Genomic DNA, 15,172 nt, shown 5'->3' with positions numbered 1-15,172 from the left:
CTAACTAACAACCCCCTCCATCTCGGAGATCATCCTCTCCAGCGATTCGAAGGCCTCGAGGTAGTACTCCCCCTCGCCCAAGGTCTTCGCCATCCTGAATATCGCGGCGCCTCTCTCCTGCTGGGAGGTCGAGAGGGATACGGACAGAAGGGCGAAGCGCCTCTCCAGCTCCTTGAGCTCTTCCGTGGCCTCCATCTCGGTGGAGCGGGAGTCCTCCCCCAGTTCCAAGGGCGCCACGGAGGTTATCCTGCCATCGGAGCGTATTATATCAATTTTCAGCAGCCCGTCGGAGTCCACGGAGAAAGAGAGTGCCATCTCCTCGCCCTTTTTCGCCTCCTGAGTCTTGACAGAGGCGATTATCCTCTTCTTTCTGCCTTTACCCTGGAACACCTTCACGGTGAAAGCTCCGTCCCCTACGCTAAGAAAACGCCTCTCGGCCTTTGCGGGCAGGTAGGTCCCCCTCTCCAGCAGCGGCACAGGGGCGCCGTCCGCGGCCAGGATCCCCAGGTCCTGGGACAGGACGTCGAGAAGCAGACGCCCCTTCTCCGGCATGACCCCGTAGAGGGCCGCGCCGGTCACGACCGTCTCGTCCGGGCACTGGTTCAGATGACCCGGCCTGGCCACTTTCTCCTCGAGCATCCGCCTGAGCATTGGAACCCTGCTTCCGCCTCCGATAAGGAGAAGCTCCTTCGGCCTGTGCCTTCTCCAGAGACGTTGGACCATGGTGCAGACCCCTTCGATGAAGGGAGAGATCAGCTCCTCCAGCTCCTCGCGCGTGACGAGAAGCGGCGGGGACGCGATTCCCGGAGGGGGATTCCACTCGTAGGAGGCGCACGAGGTCAGCATCGCCTTCAGCTCCTCCGCCTCGTTCAGGAGAGTCCTGAAGAGGGGGGAACTCTCCTCCAGCTCGGGGATGTTCAATCTTTCTTTAAGGCGGGACGCGAGGGCGACATCGAAATCCCTGCCGCCCGAGGCGGGAGTTCCGGTGCTCTCAAGGACCTGCCACACTCCGTTCTCGCTCTCCACCACGGAGATATCCACCGTCCCGGCGCCATAGTCGAGTATCAGGAACTTCCCCTCAAACCCGAAGGCCAGTGCCGCCGCGGTCGGCTCGTTGATGATCCGGACCTCTGAAAAGCCCGCTGAGCGGGCGACCCTGCCGGCCGCCGCTCTCTCGTTGAAGCTGAAAGAGGCGGGCACTGCCAGCACGCAGGAGGAAATGAACTCCCCGAGGTAGGCCTCCGCATCCTCCCTGACCAAGTTCATAAGAGGCGCCAGAACCTCCTCCGCCTTGTAGACCACCCGCCCCGCTCTCGCCTTCCACTGGGTGCCAAGCTTGCGCTTAACGTCCCACCATGTCGTGGACGGGCTCCTCATCTCCGCTCGCACCGCATCCTCGCCGGCGAGCCAGCCTGAAGGGGTCCACGATGTCACGGACGGGATCCTGAAGCCGCCCCAGCGGCTTGGGATCACAACGATCCCCTTGCCCGGCAAGGGCAGTGCGGACAGAGCGTACCTGGTCCCAAGGTCTATTCCAAGAGTAGGTGAAGTCAAGATATCAGCCGCCCTTTCAGAGCTCCGCCGGAATAGCCGGTGATCGCGAACAAGAACTCCTCGCCCCGGGTCACTCGGGCGGAATCGGGGCACTCCCCCTCCACTCGGAGAAAACAGGGCGAAAGCCCTCTCGCCTCGATGGTCCGCCTCCCCTGGTCGGTCGAGGGGGCCGCCCTCTCCACCAGGACCCGCACATCCCTTCCCGCCCGGCTCGCCGCGAACTCCCCCAGGAGCGACTCCCCGAGAGAGAGAGCCCGTCTGGTCCGAGCGGCGATCTCCGCGCGGGGCAGCTGCCCCGGCATGTCGAAGGCCCTGGTGCCCTCGCGCGGCGAGAAGGGGAAGACGTGCACCTTGCCCATGCGCAAGGCGGAGAGAAGGCCGAGGGAATCCTCGAAGTCGTTCCCTTCCTCCCCGGGGAAGCCCACCAGGAGGTCCGTGCTTATGTGAATGTCGTCACCGAGCGCAGAACGCGCCCGTCCGACAATATTCGCGTACTCGTCCGCTGAATACCCCCGGTTCATCAGATCCAGCACCCTGTCGCTGCCGCTCTGCACCGGGATGTGAAGGTGCGGCTGGAACTGCGGAGTCCCTGCGAGGACATCAAGCAGCTCTTCGTCGATGCAGGGCGGCTCCAGCGAGCCGAAGCGCAGCCTCTTCAGCCCGTCCACCGACGCGATGCGTCTCACCAGGTCGGCCAGGGACGTCCCGCCCCTCCCGTAGAGTCCCAGGTGAACCCCGGTGACTACGACCTCCGCACATCCGGAGGCGACTATCGAGCGGACCTCCTCCACCACGTCCTCGGGCGCCCGGTCGACGGGAAGCCCGCGAACGTACGGCACCAAGCAGTAGGAGCAGAACTGGTCGCAGCCATCCTGCACCTTCACAAAGGCCCGGGTGTGCAGCAGGGGCCTGCACTGGAAGAGTGGATCCCACTCATCGCACTCGAGGACATCTCCCCGGATCACCGACAGGCCCTTCCCGCCCGAGGGAAAGTCCGCCAGCAGCTCCGGCAGCATGTGCTTCTTCCTGTTCCCCAGCAGGATATCTATGCCCAGCTCCCTGGCCTCGGCCTCGTCCAGGCGCTGCGCCCAGCAGCCGCACACGGCTACGAGTGCGGCCGGGTTGTCTCGCCTGAAGCGCCTGACCATCCGGCGGCACTTTGCGTCCGCGACCGACGTGACGGTGCAGCTCATCAGCACCGCGACGTCGCACCCGGGACCTTCCGCCAGCACCGCCCCCTCGTTTACCAGGGAGTTGGCTACCGCCTCGCCCTCGTACTGGTTGGTGCGGCATCCGAGGGTCGCGACCTTCACCCGTTTGCCCGCCAGTCTACCGCTAATTCGCCTCAACCGTCGTCCCCCACCAGTCACCCAGGGAAATCTCGTCGACCATCTCAAGACCGGCCTCTTGAAGGGCCTTCAAGAAGCGATCTCGCTCCTTGACCAGGAGTCCCGAAAACAGGGCCCTCCCCCTCTTTTTCAAAAGCCCACGGACGGACGGAAGCATTTCGAGCAGGGGCTCGATCACGATATTGGCCATCAAGAGGTCCACTTTTCCCTCAAGCCCGTCGAGCAGGTTTCCCACCTCCAGCGCGACTGCACCCGTCGGAATCTCGTTCAGCTCCAGGTTGTGCCTGATCTCGGAGATGACCGCCGGGTCATGATCCCTTGCCAGGACGCGACGCGCGCCCAGCTTGATCGCCGCTATGGACAGAATCCCGGAGCCTGCGCCGATGTCAGCCGCGTCCGCGCCTCTGATGTGAGACCGCTCCAGCAGGGCGAGGACTATCTGGGTGCTCTCGTGATACCCGGTTCCGAAGGCCGAGCCGGGATAGATGTAGAGAGGCAATCTCTCCTTCGGTTCGCTTCCCCTGTGCCAGGGGGCCAGCACCACCAGCCCCTCCCCCACTGCAAGGGGAGGGAAGGCCTCCTTCCACTCGGTGTGCCACTGCCTGTTCTCTATCTTGCCCATGTCCGCTATTCTGACCTCGGGCCAGGGCTCCAGCGCGCCGCCCAGCCGCTCCAGCCAAAAGCCCAGGTCCTGCGAGGATCTGAAATAGGCCCTCAAAAGCTGGGAGGCGTCCCTCGACATCTCCTCCGAGCCGATGCTGCCGGACATCTCGGCCAGGGAGGCAAGTACCTCCTCGCTCCCCGGACGCCCTTCCAGAGTGACATACCACCAGAAACCATCCAAAGCCGTGTTCATGTCCCATACCTCCGGAAGAAAAAAATTGGGAGGCCGGCGAGGCCTCCCTTCTCCAGCTTATGAGAGTTTAACAGAAGAAACAGGGTTCTTTCAAGGCTAAAACCGCATTTCTACCCGTCGAACAGGTTTCTGAAGAACTTGCCGAAGCCCCCCGTGTCCTCGACCTCCACCTTCATCTCGCGAGCGAGCTCCTCCAGAAGAGCGCGCTCTTTGTCCGAAAGCTTGGTGGGCACATCGACCATCACATGAGCGAAGAGGTCGCCCTTTCCCCTGGGGCCGCGAAGTCGCGGGACTCCCTCTCCACGTACGGTGAAGACCTTGCCCGGCTGAGTACCCGCTGGGATGTCCAGCTGTTCCTCCTCCCCGTACAGGGTAGGGATCTTGACTGTGCAGCCAAGGGCGGCCTGCGGGAAGGTGACGGCCACCCTCGTGTGGAGGTCGCCCCCTTCTCTCTTGAAGTCCGGGTGGTCCTGCACGGTGACGGCCAGATAGAGGTCGCCGAACGGGCCTCCGTTGACCCCCGGCTCCCCCTCCCCGCCGATGCGGAGCCTTGTACCAGTGTCCACCCCTGGCGGTATTTTTACCTCGACCTTGTGCTGCTTTCTGACCCTGCCGAGGCCGGCGCAGTCGGGGCACTTCTCCCTGATGATCTTTCCCGTTCCGTTGCACGACGGGCAGGTGTTGAGCGACACGAAGCGTCCGAACGGGGTCTGCTGACGGCTCTCCACCTGGCCGCGGCCCCCGCACCTGGAGCAGGTCTCAGGCGATGTGCCGGCCTTTGCCCCGGTCCCCGCGCAGGCGGCGCAGGAGTCGAGGCGCGGCACCAGGAACTCCTTAACCGCCCCGGTGGCGGCCTCCAGCAGTGTTACCTCCACGCCCATCTCAAGGTCGGCCCCCCTGCGCGGGGCGTCCGGCGAGGGCCTCCTGCGCCCCCCAAGTCCGCCGAAGACACTGTCGAATATGTCGCCGAAGATGTCCCCCATGCCGCTGAAGCCCTCGAACGGGCTGCCTCCGCCGGGCATGTCGCCGACCGTTCCGAACTGGTCGTATTGGCTGCGCTTGTTCGAGTCGCTCAGCACTTCGTACGCCTGGTTTATCCTCTTGAAGCGCTCCTCGGCCTCCTTGTCGCCAGGGTTCGCGTCCGGGTGGTACTTGCGCACCAGCTGCCTGTAGGCCTTCTTGATGTCCGCTGCGGAGGCGTCGCGAGGAACTCCGAGCACTTTATAGAGGTCTTCCGTGCCTCCGCCGTTCATGCGAGGTCACCTCCTACGCCTGCCCCTGGTCGGTGAACTCCGCGTCCACTGTCTCGCCGTCCGAATCGTCATGCGGGCCGCTCGGATCCCGGGCGTCCTGCGAATCCTCCTGCTGGGCCTGGGAGTAGAGCCTGGTAGAGAACTCCTGCATCGACCTCTCCAACGCATCCTTGGCGGAGCGTATCGCCTCTATGTCCTCGCCCGCAAGCAGACGCCTGAGCTCGTCGAGCCCGGAGTTGATATTACCCTTCTCCTCCGGCGTCATCTTGTCTCCGTTCTCCGCGATGAGACGCTCGGCCGCGTAGGCCGCGCTGTCGGCCTCGTTCTTTGCCTCGGCCATCTCGCGCTTCTTTTTGTCCTCCTCCTCGAACTCATCGGCCTGGTTCTTCATCCTCTCTATGTCCTCCTTCGAGAGGTTGGACGAGTGGATGGAGATGTTCTGGGCCTTGCCCGTGCCCTTGTCCTTGGCGTTGACGTTCAGGATGCCGTTGACGTCTATGTTGAAGGAGACCTCTATCTGGGGAATGCCGCGCGGTGCGGGGGGAATTCCGTCGAGGACAAACTTGCCCAGCCTGACGTTGTCCGCCGCCATCGCCCTCTCACCCTGCAGAACGACTATCTCCACCTGGGTCTGGCTGTTGGCGGCGGTGGTGAAAACCTGGCTCTTGGAGACCGGTATGGCGGTGTTTCGCTCGATGATCTTGGTGAAGACCCCGCCCAGGGTCTCGAGCCCCAGCGAGAGAGGCGTGACGTCGACCAGAACTATGTCCTTGTGGTCGCCCGCCAGGATCGCCCCCTGGATCGCCGCTCCGGCCGCCACGCACTCGTCCGGGTTGATCCCCTTGGTCGGCTCCTTGCCGAGCAGCTCCTTTATCTTCTTCTGCACCATCGGCATCCTGGTGGAGCCGCCGACGAGCAGGATCTTGTCGATCTCGGCCGCGGAGAGGCCGGAGTCCTGGAGCGCCTGGCGGGCCGGCTTGGCCGTCCTCTCCAGCAGGTCGGTCGTCATCTCCTCGAACTTGGCGCGCGACAGGCCGATCTCTAGGTGCTTGGGCCCGGTCGAGTCGGCCGTTATAAACGGCAGGGAGATGGTGGTCTCGGGCATTGAGGAGAGCTCCACCTTCGCCTTCTCCGCCGCCTCGCGAAGCCTCTGCAGCGCCATCCTGTCGTTCTTGAGATCTATACCGTCGGACTTCTTGAACTGGTCCACTATCCAGTCGACTATCCTCATGTCCCAGTCGTCGCCGCCAAGACGGTTGTCGCCCGCGGTGGCCAGGACCTCGAAGACCCCCTCGCCCACGTCGAGGATGGACACGTCGAATGTGCCTCCCCCCAAGTCGAAGACGAGGATCTTGTGCTCTCCCTGCTTATTCTCGCCGTAGGCGAGGCAGGCGGCGGTCGGCTCGTTGATTATGCGAAGCACCTCCAGCCCGGCTATGGCCCCGGCGTCCTTCGTCGCCTGGCGCTGGGCGTCGGTGAAGTAGGCGGGAGTCGTGATGACCGCCTTGGTCACCGGCTCGCCGAGGTAGTCCTCCGCATCTCTCTTCATCTTCTGCAGGATCATCGACGAGATCTCCTGCGGCGTGTACTTCTTGCCGTCTATCGTCACCCTGTGATCCGTGCCCATCTCGCGCTTTATCGACATCACCGTCCGGTCGCCGTTGACGATGGCCTGCCTCTTCGCAAGCTGCCCGACGAGACGTTCACCCTCCTTGGTGAAAGCCACGACGGACGGCATCGTCCTTGAGCCCTCGGAGCTGGGGATTATCGTCGTGACGTCCCCCTCCTGGACGGCTATGCAGCTGTTTGTCGTTCCCAGATCAATACCCACAACTTTTGACATACTGTCTCACCTCGTAGTTGGATCGAGCGAAAGCCCGTGAATGTTCAGCGGCTGAAACGCCGCGAGTGTTTATAGTTATTCCGGCTCGTCCTCGTCGTCCTGCGCGAACGATGCCACCCTCACCTTCGCGGCGCGCAGCACGCGATCCTTGCTTCTGAAGCCGGTCATGACCTCCTCCACGACGATGCCGTTCATCTTCGGGTCGTCCGTAGGGACGGCCGTGACGGCCTCGTGGCACTCGGGGGAAAAGGGGACCCCGTCGGTCGGGATCTGTGTCACCCCGAGGGACTCAAGCACATTGAGAAACTGCTTGCGCACCATCTCCACACCCTTGAGGATGCTTCTTCCCTCGGACTTCGGATTCACCGCCAGAGCTCGATCCAAATTGTCGAGGACCGGGAGGAAGCTGAATACGTTGTCCTCCGCGATCATGGCTCGCTCCTTCAGCCTGTCCCTCTCCACTCTCTTTCTGTAGTTGAAGAAATCCGCCCTGGCCCTCGCAAGCGCGTCCTCCAGCTCCTGTTTCTCTCGCTCAAGAGCCTCGACCGCGGATGCCGCGTCGGCATCCTCGCAGGCGGCCTCTTCGGGCGACAGGTCTCCCACGCCGCCCACCCGTCCTATGAAGGGAGACGGCGCCTCATCCTCCCGCTCGGGGGGAAGGCCGTCGTCGATCTTCCTCATTCACTTCGCTCCTTTCTAAATCATCATGTGCGAGCGTCACTGGACCAACATGTCGTCCAGATCCTCCGCCAGGGCCTCCAGGATGGATATCGACTTCTCGTAGTCCATCCTCAGCGGCCCGATCAATCCCAATATGGCCCTTGCGCCGGTCCCAGAGGAGGGCGCAAGCACGAGGGAGAACTGCCTCATGTCCTCGTCAGCGTTCTCGTCGCCGATGGTGACCGAGACTCCCTTCTTGACGCTGTATCTTTCAACCATGTCCGCCAGGGCCTGCTCCTGCTCCAGCAGCGACAGGACCGTCTGAAACTTGCCGATATCCTGAAAGTCCGGCAGGTTCAGAATGTGCTGAGCTCCTCCGACGAACAGGCGGGAGCTCCTCTTGTTCAGCAGAGAATCCATCTGCACGATGGCCTCCCGGCAGGAGTCCCAAAGCCGCTCCAGGCCGTCGAAAACGTACCTGAACAGCACTCCCCGGATCTCGCTCCACGGATGCCCCTCGGCTATTGCCGTTATGCGCCTTCCCAGCTCGTCCAGCGCGTCCTGAGACAGCTCGCATGGCAGGACTATATTGCTGTGGTGCACCAGTCCCCCCTCGAGGACCAGCAGCAGCAGAACAGTATTCCCGCCGAGCCGTAGGAAGGTCACTCGCTGGATCTGCACCTCCTCCAGGGCGGAGATGGCCGCCACTCCGACGCAGTTGGTCGCCTGTCCGAGCAGCCTGGATATGTAGGTCAGGATGGACTCTATCCCCTGCCTGCTCTCGCGGATGGAGCGCCTCCACTCCTCCGTCTCCGCCGGGGCCGTCCTCCTGCGCTGCATGATTGCATCGACATACAGCCTGTATGCCTTCGAGGTGGGGAGCCTTCCCGCGGATGTATGAGGCTGGTAGAAGTAGCCCATCTCCTCCAGGTCGGCCATCTCGTTCCTGATCGTCGCCGGGCTGCACCCGCGGAGGTATTTCTTGGAAATCGTCCTCGAGCCCGCCGGCTCGCCCGTCTGGATGTATTCGTAGACAACGGAAAAAACGACCTCCAACTGCCTTTCCGTCAACATTGCGTTACCTCCTCCTGGCGTTAGCACTCTATCGATGTGAGTGCCAATGCCACTGTCCCGAGAGGTAGATTAGCAATCCGTGATATGATTGTCAAGGCTGGTCAAACTGTTTTTTTACATTTTTTCGCGGGTGCCTCGTGAACAGGGACGGCATCGGCTGAAGCCGGAGGAGAAAAGCATGACTGACAGGGCGTCCGGACGCACTACGGTCCTTTTGGTGAGGCACGGCGAATGCCGGGGAAACAGCGAAGGGCTGTTCCGGGGCAGGACCGACTTTCCGCTGAACGAGACCGGCCTTCGACAGGCCGGGGAGGTGGCGTCGGAAGTGGCCGGACTGCGTCCCGATGTGGTCTTAACAAGCCCGCTCACGCGAGCAGTCCAGACAGCCGAGGCCATCGCCAGGGAGTGCGGGGTCGGGGTAAAGGTCGAGGAGGGCTTCATCAATATAGGACTGGGCGGTTGGGAGGGTCGCCTGAAGAAGGACATAGCAAAGGATCACCCGGAGGAGTGGAGGCTATGGCTGGAGAGCCCGGAGCTCCTGCGGCTGGAGGGGGCCGAGTCGATGGACGCGGTTCAAAAGCGCTCCCTGGAGGCGCTCGACAGGATAATGAGCAAGCATCGAGGGAAGACGGTCGTCGCTGTCAGCCACAGGACGGTGATCATGCCGCTGCTGGCTGGTTGCCTCGGAATCCGCCCCCCGTACTTCTGGCGGCTGCACATGGACACGGCGGCCTACTCGGTGCTCAACCACAGCGAGGTCCGGGGTTACACCCTCTACTCTCTTAACCGGACCGGGCATCTCTCGGGGTTCTCGACGGAATGGGAATAGCCGCGACAAGAGCGATGAAGACCGCGTCGGCAATAGTCCTGGCCCTGTCGCTGATCCTCTCCTCCTGCGACCTCGGTCACGCCCGATTGAAGGTACTCTCCGCCCCTCAGTACCCGGTCTCCCTGACCCTGGATCAGCGGTACGGGGTTATCAGGAGCGCGTTCGCCCGCACCCCGGCAGGGCTGCACCGCCTCGACGGGATCGAGAACCTGCGACTGCTCTCCTCCACCGCTCGCCCGGTCAAAACGGAGGAGGGAGATGACGCCCTGCTCTGGCGCATAGATTTTGAAAAGCCGAAAAGCGAGGAGAGGCTGTCCCTGTGGATCACCGCGATCTCGGACGGCTGCACCGCCTGGTTCGCCATCGCGCCCTCGGGCCCGACCTACTGGGACAGGCTCTGCACTCCTTCGGACGCCAAGGACGGGGTGTTCCTGTACATATCCCCTCGCCTGCCGGCATACTGCGGGCTGGAAGAGCAGGACGGCCCGGAGACCCTCTCCTTCGTGTACGCGATGACCATCACCTGCAGCGGCCCTAACCTTGTGGCCGCCCCCGCCGTCTACGGGGCCCTGCTGCCCCTGGCACACCTCTTCCGGGAGGCCCAGTCGGATGAGGGTATGCGCGCGGCGTACGGAGAGCTGTGCAGGGATTTCGAGAGGATGTCGAATGGAGGCATGCCCTCCAGGGAGGCCATGGAGGCCTTTCCCTGGAGGCGCATCCTGACGGTGGAATGGGGAAGGTAGCCTGACCCGATCCCCTAAACGGACATATAGCCGATGATTTCCTTCAAAGCCTCTCTCCGTGCCCCTCTTCTGAACAGGGGAGTATCGTCCAACCTGTAGGCCGCAAGCGAACCCTCGAAGGTGGTCCTCTCCGTGCCCCTGTACAACACGCCCAGGGGATAGGGGGCGTCCGACACGGAAAGGGCCAGCGCCCTTTCGAAGTCCTTTTCGTCGTGCCCCTCCAGCCAGTAGGTGTTCTCCTTGAACCACGCATAGGTGTTCACCTTGTTGAACGACACGCAGGGTTGGAAGATGTCCACCAGGGCGTACCCCCTGTAGTTAATCGCCTGCTTGATGATGTCCTTCGTCTCCTCGACGTCCCCCGCGTTCGCCCTGGCCACGAAACCCGCCCCCAGCACGAGGGCTGTTGCCAGAGGGTTGAAGGGCTGAGAGTGAACTCCGTCCACCTGGACCGGGGTGCGAAAGCCCACCTGGCTCGTGGGCGAGGCCTGTCCCTTGGTAAGCCCGTAGACCATGTTGTTGAAGACGAGGTTGGTGATGCCGGGGTTCCTGCGGACAGTGTGCAGGAAGTGGTTGCCCCCCTCCCCGTACATGTCGCCGTCACCCCCGACGGCTATCACCTCGAGAGATGGATTGGCCGCCTTTATCGCGGTTGCGTTGGACAGAGCCCTGCCGTGCAGGCCGTTGAAGAAGTGAGATCTCATGTAGTGGGGCGTCTTCGCCGCCTGCCCGATGCCCGAGACCACCACAACGTCGAGCGGCGTCAGGGCAAGCTCCGTCAGCGCCAGCTTGATCGAGTCCAGAATCTTGAAATCCCCGCAGCCCGGGCACCATGATATGTCCACTCCCGGAAGGTCGAACTGTGTTGCCTGCATCATGAATCGCCTCCCTTTCCCGCGATCCCCTCGGACAGCCTCTGCGCGGCCTCCTCGACGGAGAACTGTAGCCCGCTGTACTTCAGAATAGAGCCAGATGCCTTCACTCCCGTGTGAGAACGCAGCAGTCTCGCGAACTGGCCGGTGCTGTTCCCCTCGGCCGTGATCACCCTTTTCGCCCTTTCGAGCAGCCCGCCCGTCGAAGAGTGAAGCGGCCAAACCTGCTCGAACGCCAGCAGGGCCGTCCTCTCCAGCCCAAGCAGGGAGAGAGCCTCTCGGAATATCGGGATGACAGAGCCCCAGCAGACCACCAGGGCATCGTAGTCCTCCGGGCCGTACAGCCTCGGCGCGACCGCCTCGTCGCTCATCCCGCGCAGCTTTCTCATCCTCTTGTCCTGCATTCTCTTGCGCAGCTTGAAGTCCTCGTAGACATGCCCGACCTCGTCGTGCTCGTGACTGTCAGCGCCAACTATGCCCTCCCCGAATCCGGGCACTCCGAACGGCGAGCATCCGGACGGGTCGTCCTCGTACCTCCTGTAGTCGGCCCCTGTCTCGCGCACGGGCGGAAGCTCGTCCAGCATCGCCAGGTCGTTCGGGTTCAGGTTGTAGAAGGAGTTGACGAAATACTGGTCGGTCATAACGATAGCGGGCGTCTGGTATTTGTGCGCAACCCGGAAGGCCTCCTGAGTCAGCAGGAAGGCGCTCTCGATACTGCCCGGCGCGTATATGGCCCTTGGAAACTCGCCGTGACCGGAGTAAAGGGCAAGCTCGAGGTCGGCCTGCTCGGTGCGCGTGGCCATCCCCGTGGCTGGGCCGGGCCTCTGAGACAGGTGAACCACCACCGGCGCCTCGACCACTCCCGCCAGGCTGATCCCCTCGGACATGAGGGCGAAGCCGCCCCCCGAGGTGGTCACCATCGGCTTTGCCCCGGCGTAGGCGGCACCCACCGCCATGTTTATGGCGGACAGCTCGTCCTCGGTCTGCTCGACCACAGCCCCCGCCCTCTCCGCGTTCTGCGAGAAGAACGACAAAACCCCCGTCGCCGGGGACATGGGATATGCCGTCACGAAGTTGCAGCCCGCTGCCATCGCGCCGAGCGAGACGGCGTCGCTGCCGTTCACCAGGGCTCTCCCGACGCTTTCGTCAGGGCTCGCCTTGCCGAACAGCCCCTTGCCGTCTACAAGCTCCCGCCCGATCTCGTAGCCCGCGTTGCATGCGCGTGTATTCCTCTCCGCTACGTCGGGCTTCTTTCCGGCGAAGCGCTTGACGAAAAACTCCCCTGCCCTGGCCGGATCAAGACCGAGTATGCCCAGAAGTATCCCCGCCGCCACGGAGTTGGAGTAGATCCTGCCGCCCGCCTCCGCCGCCAGCTCCGCAAGGGGCGCCTGGACAAACACGCCTCCCGCGTCGTCAAGCTCCGTGCCCAATTCCGCCCTGTCGCCGATGATCACGGTGCTCGGGGCGATCCTCTCCAGAATGTTGACTCGAACGTTCCGGCTCATGGCTACCAGGATGTCCATCCTGTCGACCAGAGCGTCCACCCTGGAGCGGGCGATTCTAAGTTCGGTCGAGTTGTTGCCTCCCCTGACCCGAGACATGTACTCCCGCGAGCCGAAGACACACAGGCCGGAATCCACCACGACCCTGGCCAGCATGTCCTCCACGGTCTGGATGCCGAGCCCGGCTGCCCCGCTCAGCACACAGGAGACCTCGGACTCCCTTGGAAATGGATAGGCCAATATCTCTCCCCCTCTCTCGACAGCGGCCAGGCCACCCGGACCGGGCCGCTAACTCCGGATATGCACCCTGCTCTCCGGCCTTCATATAGAAAAGACGCAGCATCTTCGGAGAATTATACTGCACTTCGCCCAAATCGGGGATCATGGTATAATTGCATCATACGCTAGGAAGCCTCAGGCTTGCTTGGATTGATCTCCAGATTATTGTACGGGGGTGATTCTATGGGAAAGTATAGATGTCTCTCTTGCAAGAGCGAGTTCGAGCTTGACGACAGGGCCCCGATAATGCGCTGCGAGCGCTGCGGGTGCCGGTTCGTGGAGGTCGTCGAGGCGGAGAACCGAAAGCGCGGAAAATCATGGAGCGCGAAGTCGTTCAGCGTCGGAAAGAGCTCCTAGCCTAAACACCGGGCACGCCATAAGAAATAAGAAGAGGGGAGAGACGGACGAACCGCCGCTCCCCTCTGTTTTTTGCCGCCAAATAACAATTACCGGCGGTTAAAGCGTCGGCTCCTCCTTGAGCGCCTTCATGGATTCGAGCACCATCAAGATCGCCAGAACCATCAAAATCACCGAGGGCACCACCAGGATGTAGTTCGGCTTCTCGAAGACCATATTGTCCCTGATCAGGAATCCGAGCGCCGCTATGGTGGTCACCAGCATGAACCACATCGGAATCATCATGAAGCGGTTGTCCTTCTTCAACGCCTTCGAGACCCACACTCCGATGGTCAGCAGCGCGAGAGCAGCCACAAGCTGGTTGGACGCTCCGAAAATCGGCCAGATGGCAGCCCATGCGGGGATAACGGCCCCCGTGGGCCCGTGCGCCTTGGTCAGCAGAAGGGCCATTGCGCCCGCTATGGCCAGAACAGTCGCCGTGTACTTGTCCACCTTCATGTTGCACAGCTCCTGAATCTGGTACCTGGTCAGACGGGTGGCAGTGTCAAGCGAGGTGAGCAGGAAGGAGTTCATCGCCAGGAGCCCGAGGGAGACACCCACCTTGGGGTCTATTCCGACTATCGACGCGAACTTTCCAAAGCCCTGGGCGTAGGTCATGGTCGGGCCGCCCTCTGCGATGGCACCGCTGATCATTATCGTGCCTACCGCTATGACACCGACGAGACCCTCCAGAAGCATCGAGCCGTAGCCCACGAGGACCGCGTCTGTTTCCTTGTGCAGCTGCTTGGACGTCGTGCCGCTGCCCACCAATGAGTGGAACCCGGAGATGGCGCCGCAGGCGACCACGACGAAGAGCATCGGCCACAGGTACTGATTGCCCGCGGCGAATCCCTTGAACGCCGGGAGCACGACCTCGAAGCCCTCGCCCTTGCCCATGATCATGCCTATAGAGCCGATGATCACGGCGAAGTAGAGGAAGTAGGACGCAAGGTAGTCGCGCGGCTGCAGCAGAAGCCAGACGGGAAGGATCGAGGCCAGGAAGATGTAGCCGACCAGGATCCAGCGCCAGGTCTCCATGGGAAGGGTGAAGGCCGAGGCCACCCATTCGGCCTGGTTGCCGTACCAGCAGGCGTAGATGACGATCGGAACCATAACCACCGTCATGAGCCACAGCGGCACCTTGTACTTGTAGATAAGGACTCCGAAAAGAAGGGCCATGAAAATGTACAGGGTGGCAGAGAAGGCAACAGCCGGGTCCTCGGCGAACGAGCCGGCGGAGAGCTGAAGGAAGACCGCCACCACAAGGACGAGCGCAAGGATGGTGAAGCAGAGGAACAGGATCTTGCCCTTGCGTCCGATCCACCTGTCGACGACCTCTCCCACGGACTTGCCCTCGTGCCTCATGGAGGCCACAAGAGCTCCCATGTCGTGCGGACCGCCGAGGAACGCAGAGCCGAACAGACACCATAGATACGAGGGAAGCCATCCGAACATCGCCGCCGCGGTGATCGGGCCTACTATGGGGCCCGCCCCCGCGATCGAAGCAAAGTGATGTCCCAGGAGGACGGCCGGATGAGCCGGGCAGTAGTCGATGCCGTCGAACATGCATTCGGCCGGCGTCTGCACCGAATCGTCAAGCCCGTATAATTTCGCCATGTACGTTCCGTACACCTTGTAGCAGATGACGAAGAGAACGATGGCTACGAAAAACATTGTCGCAAGAGTGGAAAGCACTTTGTTCACCTCCGAAGGTAAGAATGATAAAAATATCTCAACAACCTATGCTGGAGAACTTTTGTACTCACCACCCTTCAATCCCGTCTCCTTGGAGTTGATCAACTCCAAGGCCCTGTCTACTAGGGGGGCCAAATCCTTCATACTCTTCGGATAATGCCCCCCCGGCGTATATGAGTGAACCTCCACATAACCCCTGAGCCCCCAGAGAAAGGATCTGATCCGCTCCTTATCGCCGGACGCATGCTGGTCGACGAAGAGAAAGCG

The 15,172-nt window shown here is 62.3% G+C and carries 13 protein-coding genes; 3 read left to right on the top strand and 10 right to left on the bottom strand.

The window, feature by feature from the left end; genetic code table 11:
• The 7 genes from GX181_10185 to hrcA all read right to left on the bottom strand — a co-directional run bounded on the left by GX181_10185 (position 1) and on the right by hrcA (position 8,589).
• Complete coding sequence (locus GX181_10185) at positions 1–1,554, bottom strand: Hsp70 family protein (protein ID NLM72307.1); 1,554 nt, start codon at positions 1,552–1,554, stop codon at positions 1–3.
• On the bottom strand, positions 1,551–2,903 hold the full coding sequence (locus GX181_10180) for a MiaB/RimO family radical SAM methylthiotransferase (protein ID NLM72306.1): 1,353 nt from the start codon (positions 2,901–2,903) through the stop codon (positions 1,551–1,553). Before GX181_10180 ends, GX181_10185 begins: the two co-directional genes overlap by 4 nt.
• On the bottom strand, positions 2,890–3,759 hold the full coding sequence (locus tag GX181_10175; protein NLM72305.1) for a methyltransferase: 870 nt from the start codon (positions 3,757–3,759) through the stop codon (positions 2,890–2,892). Before GX181_10175 ends, GX181_10180 begins: the two co-directional genes overlap by 14 nt.
• A gap of 110 nt (positions 3,760–3,869) precedes the next feature.
• Positions 3,870–5,012, bottom strand: coding sequence for a molecular chaperone DnaJ (gene dnaJ / locus GX181_10170; GenBank protein NLM72304.1), 1,143 nt, complete (start codon positions 5,010–5,012; stop codon positions 3,870–3,872).
• A gap of 13 nt (positions 5,013–5,025) precedes the next feature.
• Positions 5,026–6,855 (bottom strand): molecular chaperone DnaK, encoded by a 1,830-nt coding sequence (gene dnaK / locus GX181_10165; GenBank protein ID NLM72303.1) that lies wholly within the window; start codon positions 6,853–6,855, stop codon positions 5,026–5,028.
• Between the two features lie 75 nt (positions 6,856–6,930).
• On the bottom strand, positions 6,931–7,536 hold the full coding sequence (locus GX181_10160) for a nucleotide exchange factor GrpE (protein NLM72302.1): 606 nt from the start codon (positions 7,534–7,536) through the stop codon (positions 6,931–6,933).
• 36 nt (positions 7,537–7,572) lie between these two features.
• On the bottom strand, positions 7,573–8,589 hold the full coding sequence (hrcA, locus tag GX181_10155; GenBank protein ID NLM72301.1) for a heat-inducible transcription repressor HrcA: 1,017 nt from the start codon (positions 8,587–8,589) through the stop codon (positions 7,573–7,575).
• Between the two features lie 178 nt (positions 8,590–8,767).
• Here hrcA and GX181_10150 point away from each other — a divergent pair, with 178 nt between their 5' ends.
• Positions 8,768–9,418 carry a histidine phosphatase family protein gene (locus GX181_10150; protein NLM72300.1) on the top strand — a complete coding sequence of 217 codons (651 nt, stop codon included), beginning with the start codon at positions 8,768–8,770 and terminating at the stop codon, positions 9,416–9,418.
• Between the two features lie 14 nt (positions 9,419–9,432).
• A complete protein-coding gene (locus GX181_10145; protein ID NLM72299.1) occupies positions 9,433–10,161 on the top strand; it encodes a hypothetical protein in 729 nt (242 codons plus the stop codon).
• 14 nt (positions 10,162–10,175) lie between these two features.
• Here the strand turns inward: GX181_10145 and GX181_10140 are convergent, their stop codons facing one another.
• Both GX181_10140 and GX181_10135 read right to left on the bottom strand, forming a co-directional pair.
• The gene (locus tag GX181_10140; GenBank protein ID NLM72298.1) at positions 10,176–11,036 is read right to left on the bottom strand and encodes a 2-oxoacid ferredoxin oxidoreductase; all 861 of its coding nucleotides are present in this window, start codon (positions 11,034–11,036) and stop codon (positions 10,176–10,178) included.
• Positions 11,036–12,778 (bottom strand): 2-oxoacid:acceptor oxidoreductase subunit alpha, encoded by a 1,743-nt coding sequence (locus GX181_10135; protein NLM72297.1) that lies wholly within the window; start codon positions 12,776–12,778, stop codon positions 11,036–11,038. Before GX181_10135 ends, GX181_10140 begins: the two co-directional genes overlap by 1 nt.
• A gap of 219 nt (positions 12,779–12,997) precedes the next feature.
• On the opposite strand from GX181_10135, the gene GX181_10130 reads away from it, so the two are divergent.
• A complete protein-coding gene (locus GX181_10130) occupies positions 12,998–13,171 on the top strand; it encodes a hydrogenase maturation nickel metallochaperone HypA (GenBank protein NLM72296.1) in 174 nt (57 codons plus the stop codon).
• 99 nt (positions 13,172–13,270) lie between these two features.
• Here the strand turns inward: GX181_10130 and GX181_10125 are convergent, their stop codons facing one another.
• Complete coding sequence (locus tag GX181_10125) at positions 13,271–14,884, bottom strand: carbon starvation protein A (protein NLM72295.1); 1,614 nt, start codon at positions 14,882–14,884, stop codon at positions 13,271–13,273.
• Positions 14,885–15,172: the final 288 nt, after the last annotated feature.

This window comes from Synergistaceae bacterium (assembly GCA_012521675.1).
In the GTDB taxonomy this organism is placed as follows: Bacteria; Synergistota; Synergistia; order Synergistales; family Aminobacteriaceae; genus JAAYLU01.
Note: the sequence above shows the minus strand (reverse complement) of the source record. Positions and strands in the feature narration are given on the sequence as shown.

Bases quoted from the DNA above. Each gene is read 5' to 3' on its own strand.
- GX181_10175 (NLM72305.1), bottom strand. From the start codon at position 3,759: ATGAACACGGCTTTGGATGGTTTCTGGTGGTATGTCACTCTGGAAGGG.
- dnaJ (NLM72304.1), bottom strand. From the start codon at position 5,012: ATGAACGGCGGAGGCACGGAAGACCTCTATAAAGTGCTCGGAGTTCCT.
- dnaK (NLM72303.1), bottom strand. From the start codon at position 6,855: ATGTCAAAAGTTGTGGGTATTGATCTGGGAACGACAAACAGCTGCATA.
- GX181_10160 (NLM72302.1), bottom strand. From the start codon at position 7,536: ATGAGGAAGATCGACGACGGCCTTCCCCCCGAGCGGGAGGATGAGGCG.
- hrcA (NLM72301.1), bottom strand. From the start codon at position 8,589: ATGTTGACGGAAAGGCAGTTGGAGGTCGTTTTTTCCGTTGTCTACGAA.
- GX181_10150 (NLM72300.1), top strand. From the start codon at position 8,768: ATGACTGACAGGGCGTCCGGACGCACTACGGTCCTTTTGGTGAGGCAC.
- GX181_10145 (NLM72299.1), top strand. From the start codon at position 9,433: ATGAAGACCGCGTCGGCAATAGTCCTGGCCCTGTCGCTGATCCTCTCC.
- GX181_10140 (NLM72298.1), bottom strand. From the start codon at position 11,036: ATGCAGGCAACACAGTTCGACCTTCCGGGAGTGGACATATCATGGTGC.
- GX181_10130 (NLM72296.1), top strand. From the start codon at position 12,998: ATGGGAAAGTATAGATGTCTCTCTTGCAAGAGCGAGTTCGAGCTTGAC.
- GX181_10125 (NLM72295.1), bottom strand. From the start codon at position 14,884: ATGTTTTTCGTAGCCATCGTTCTCTTCGTCATCTGCTACAAGGTGTAC.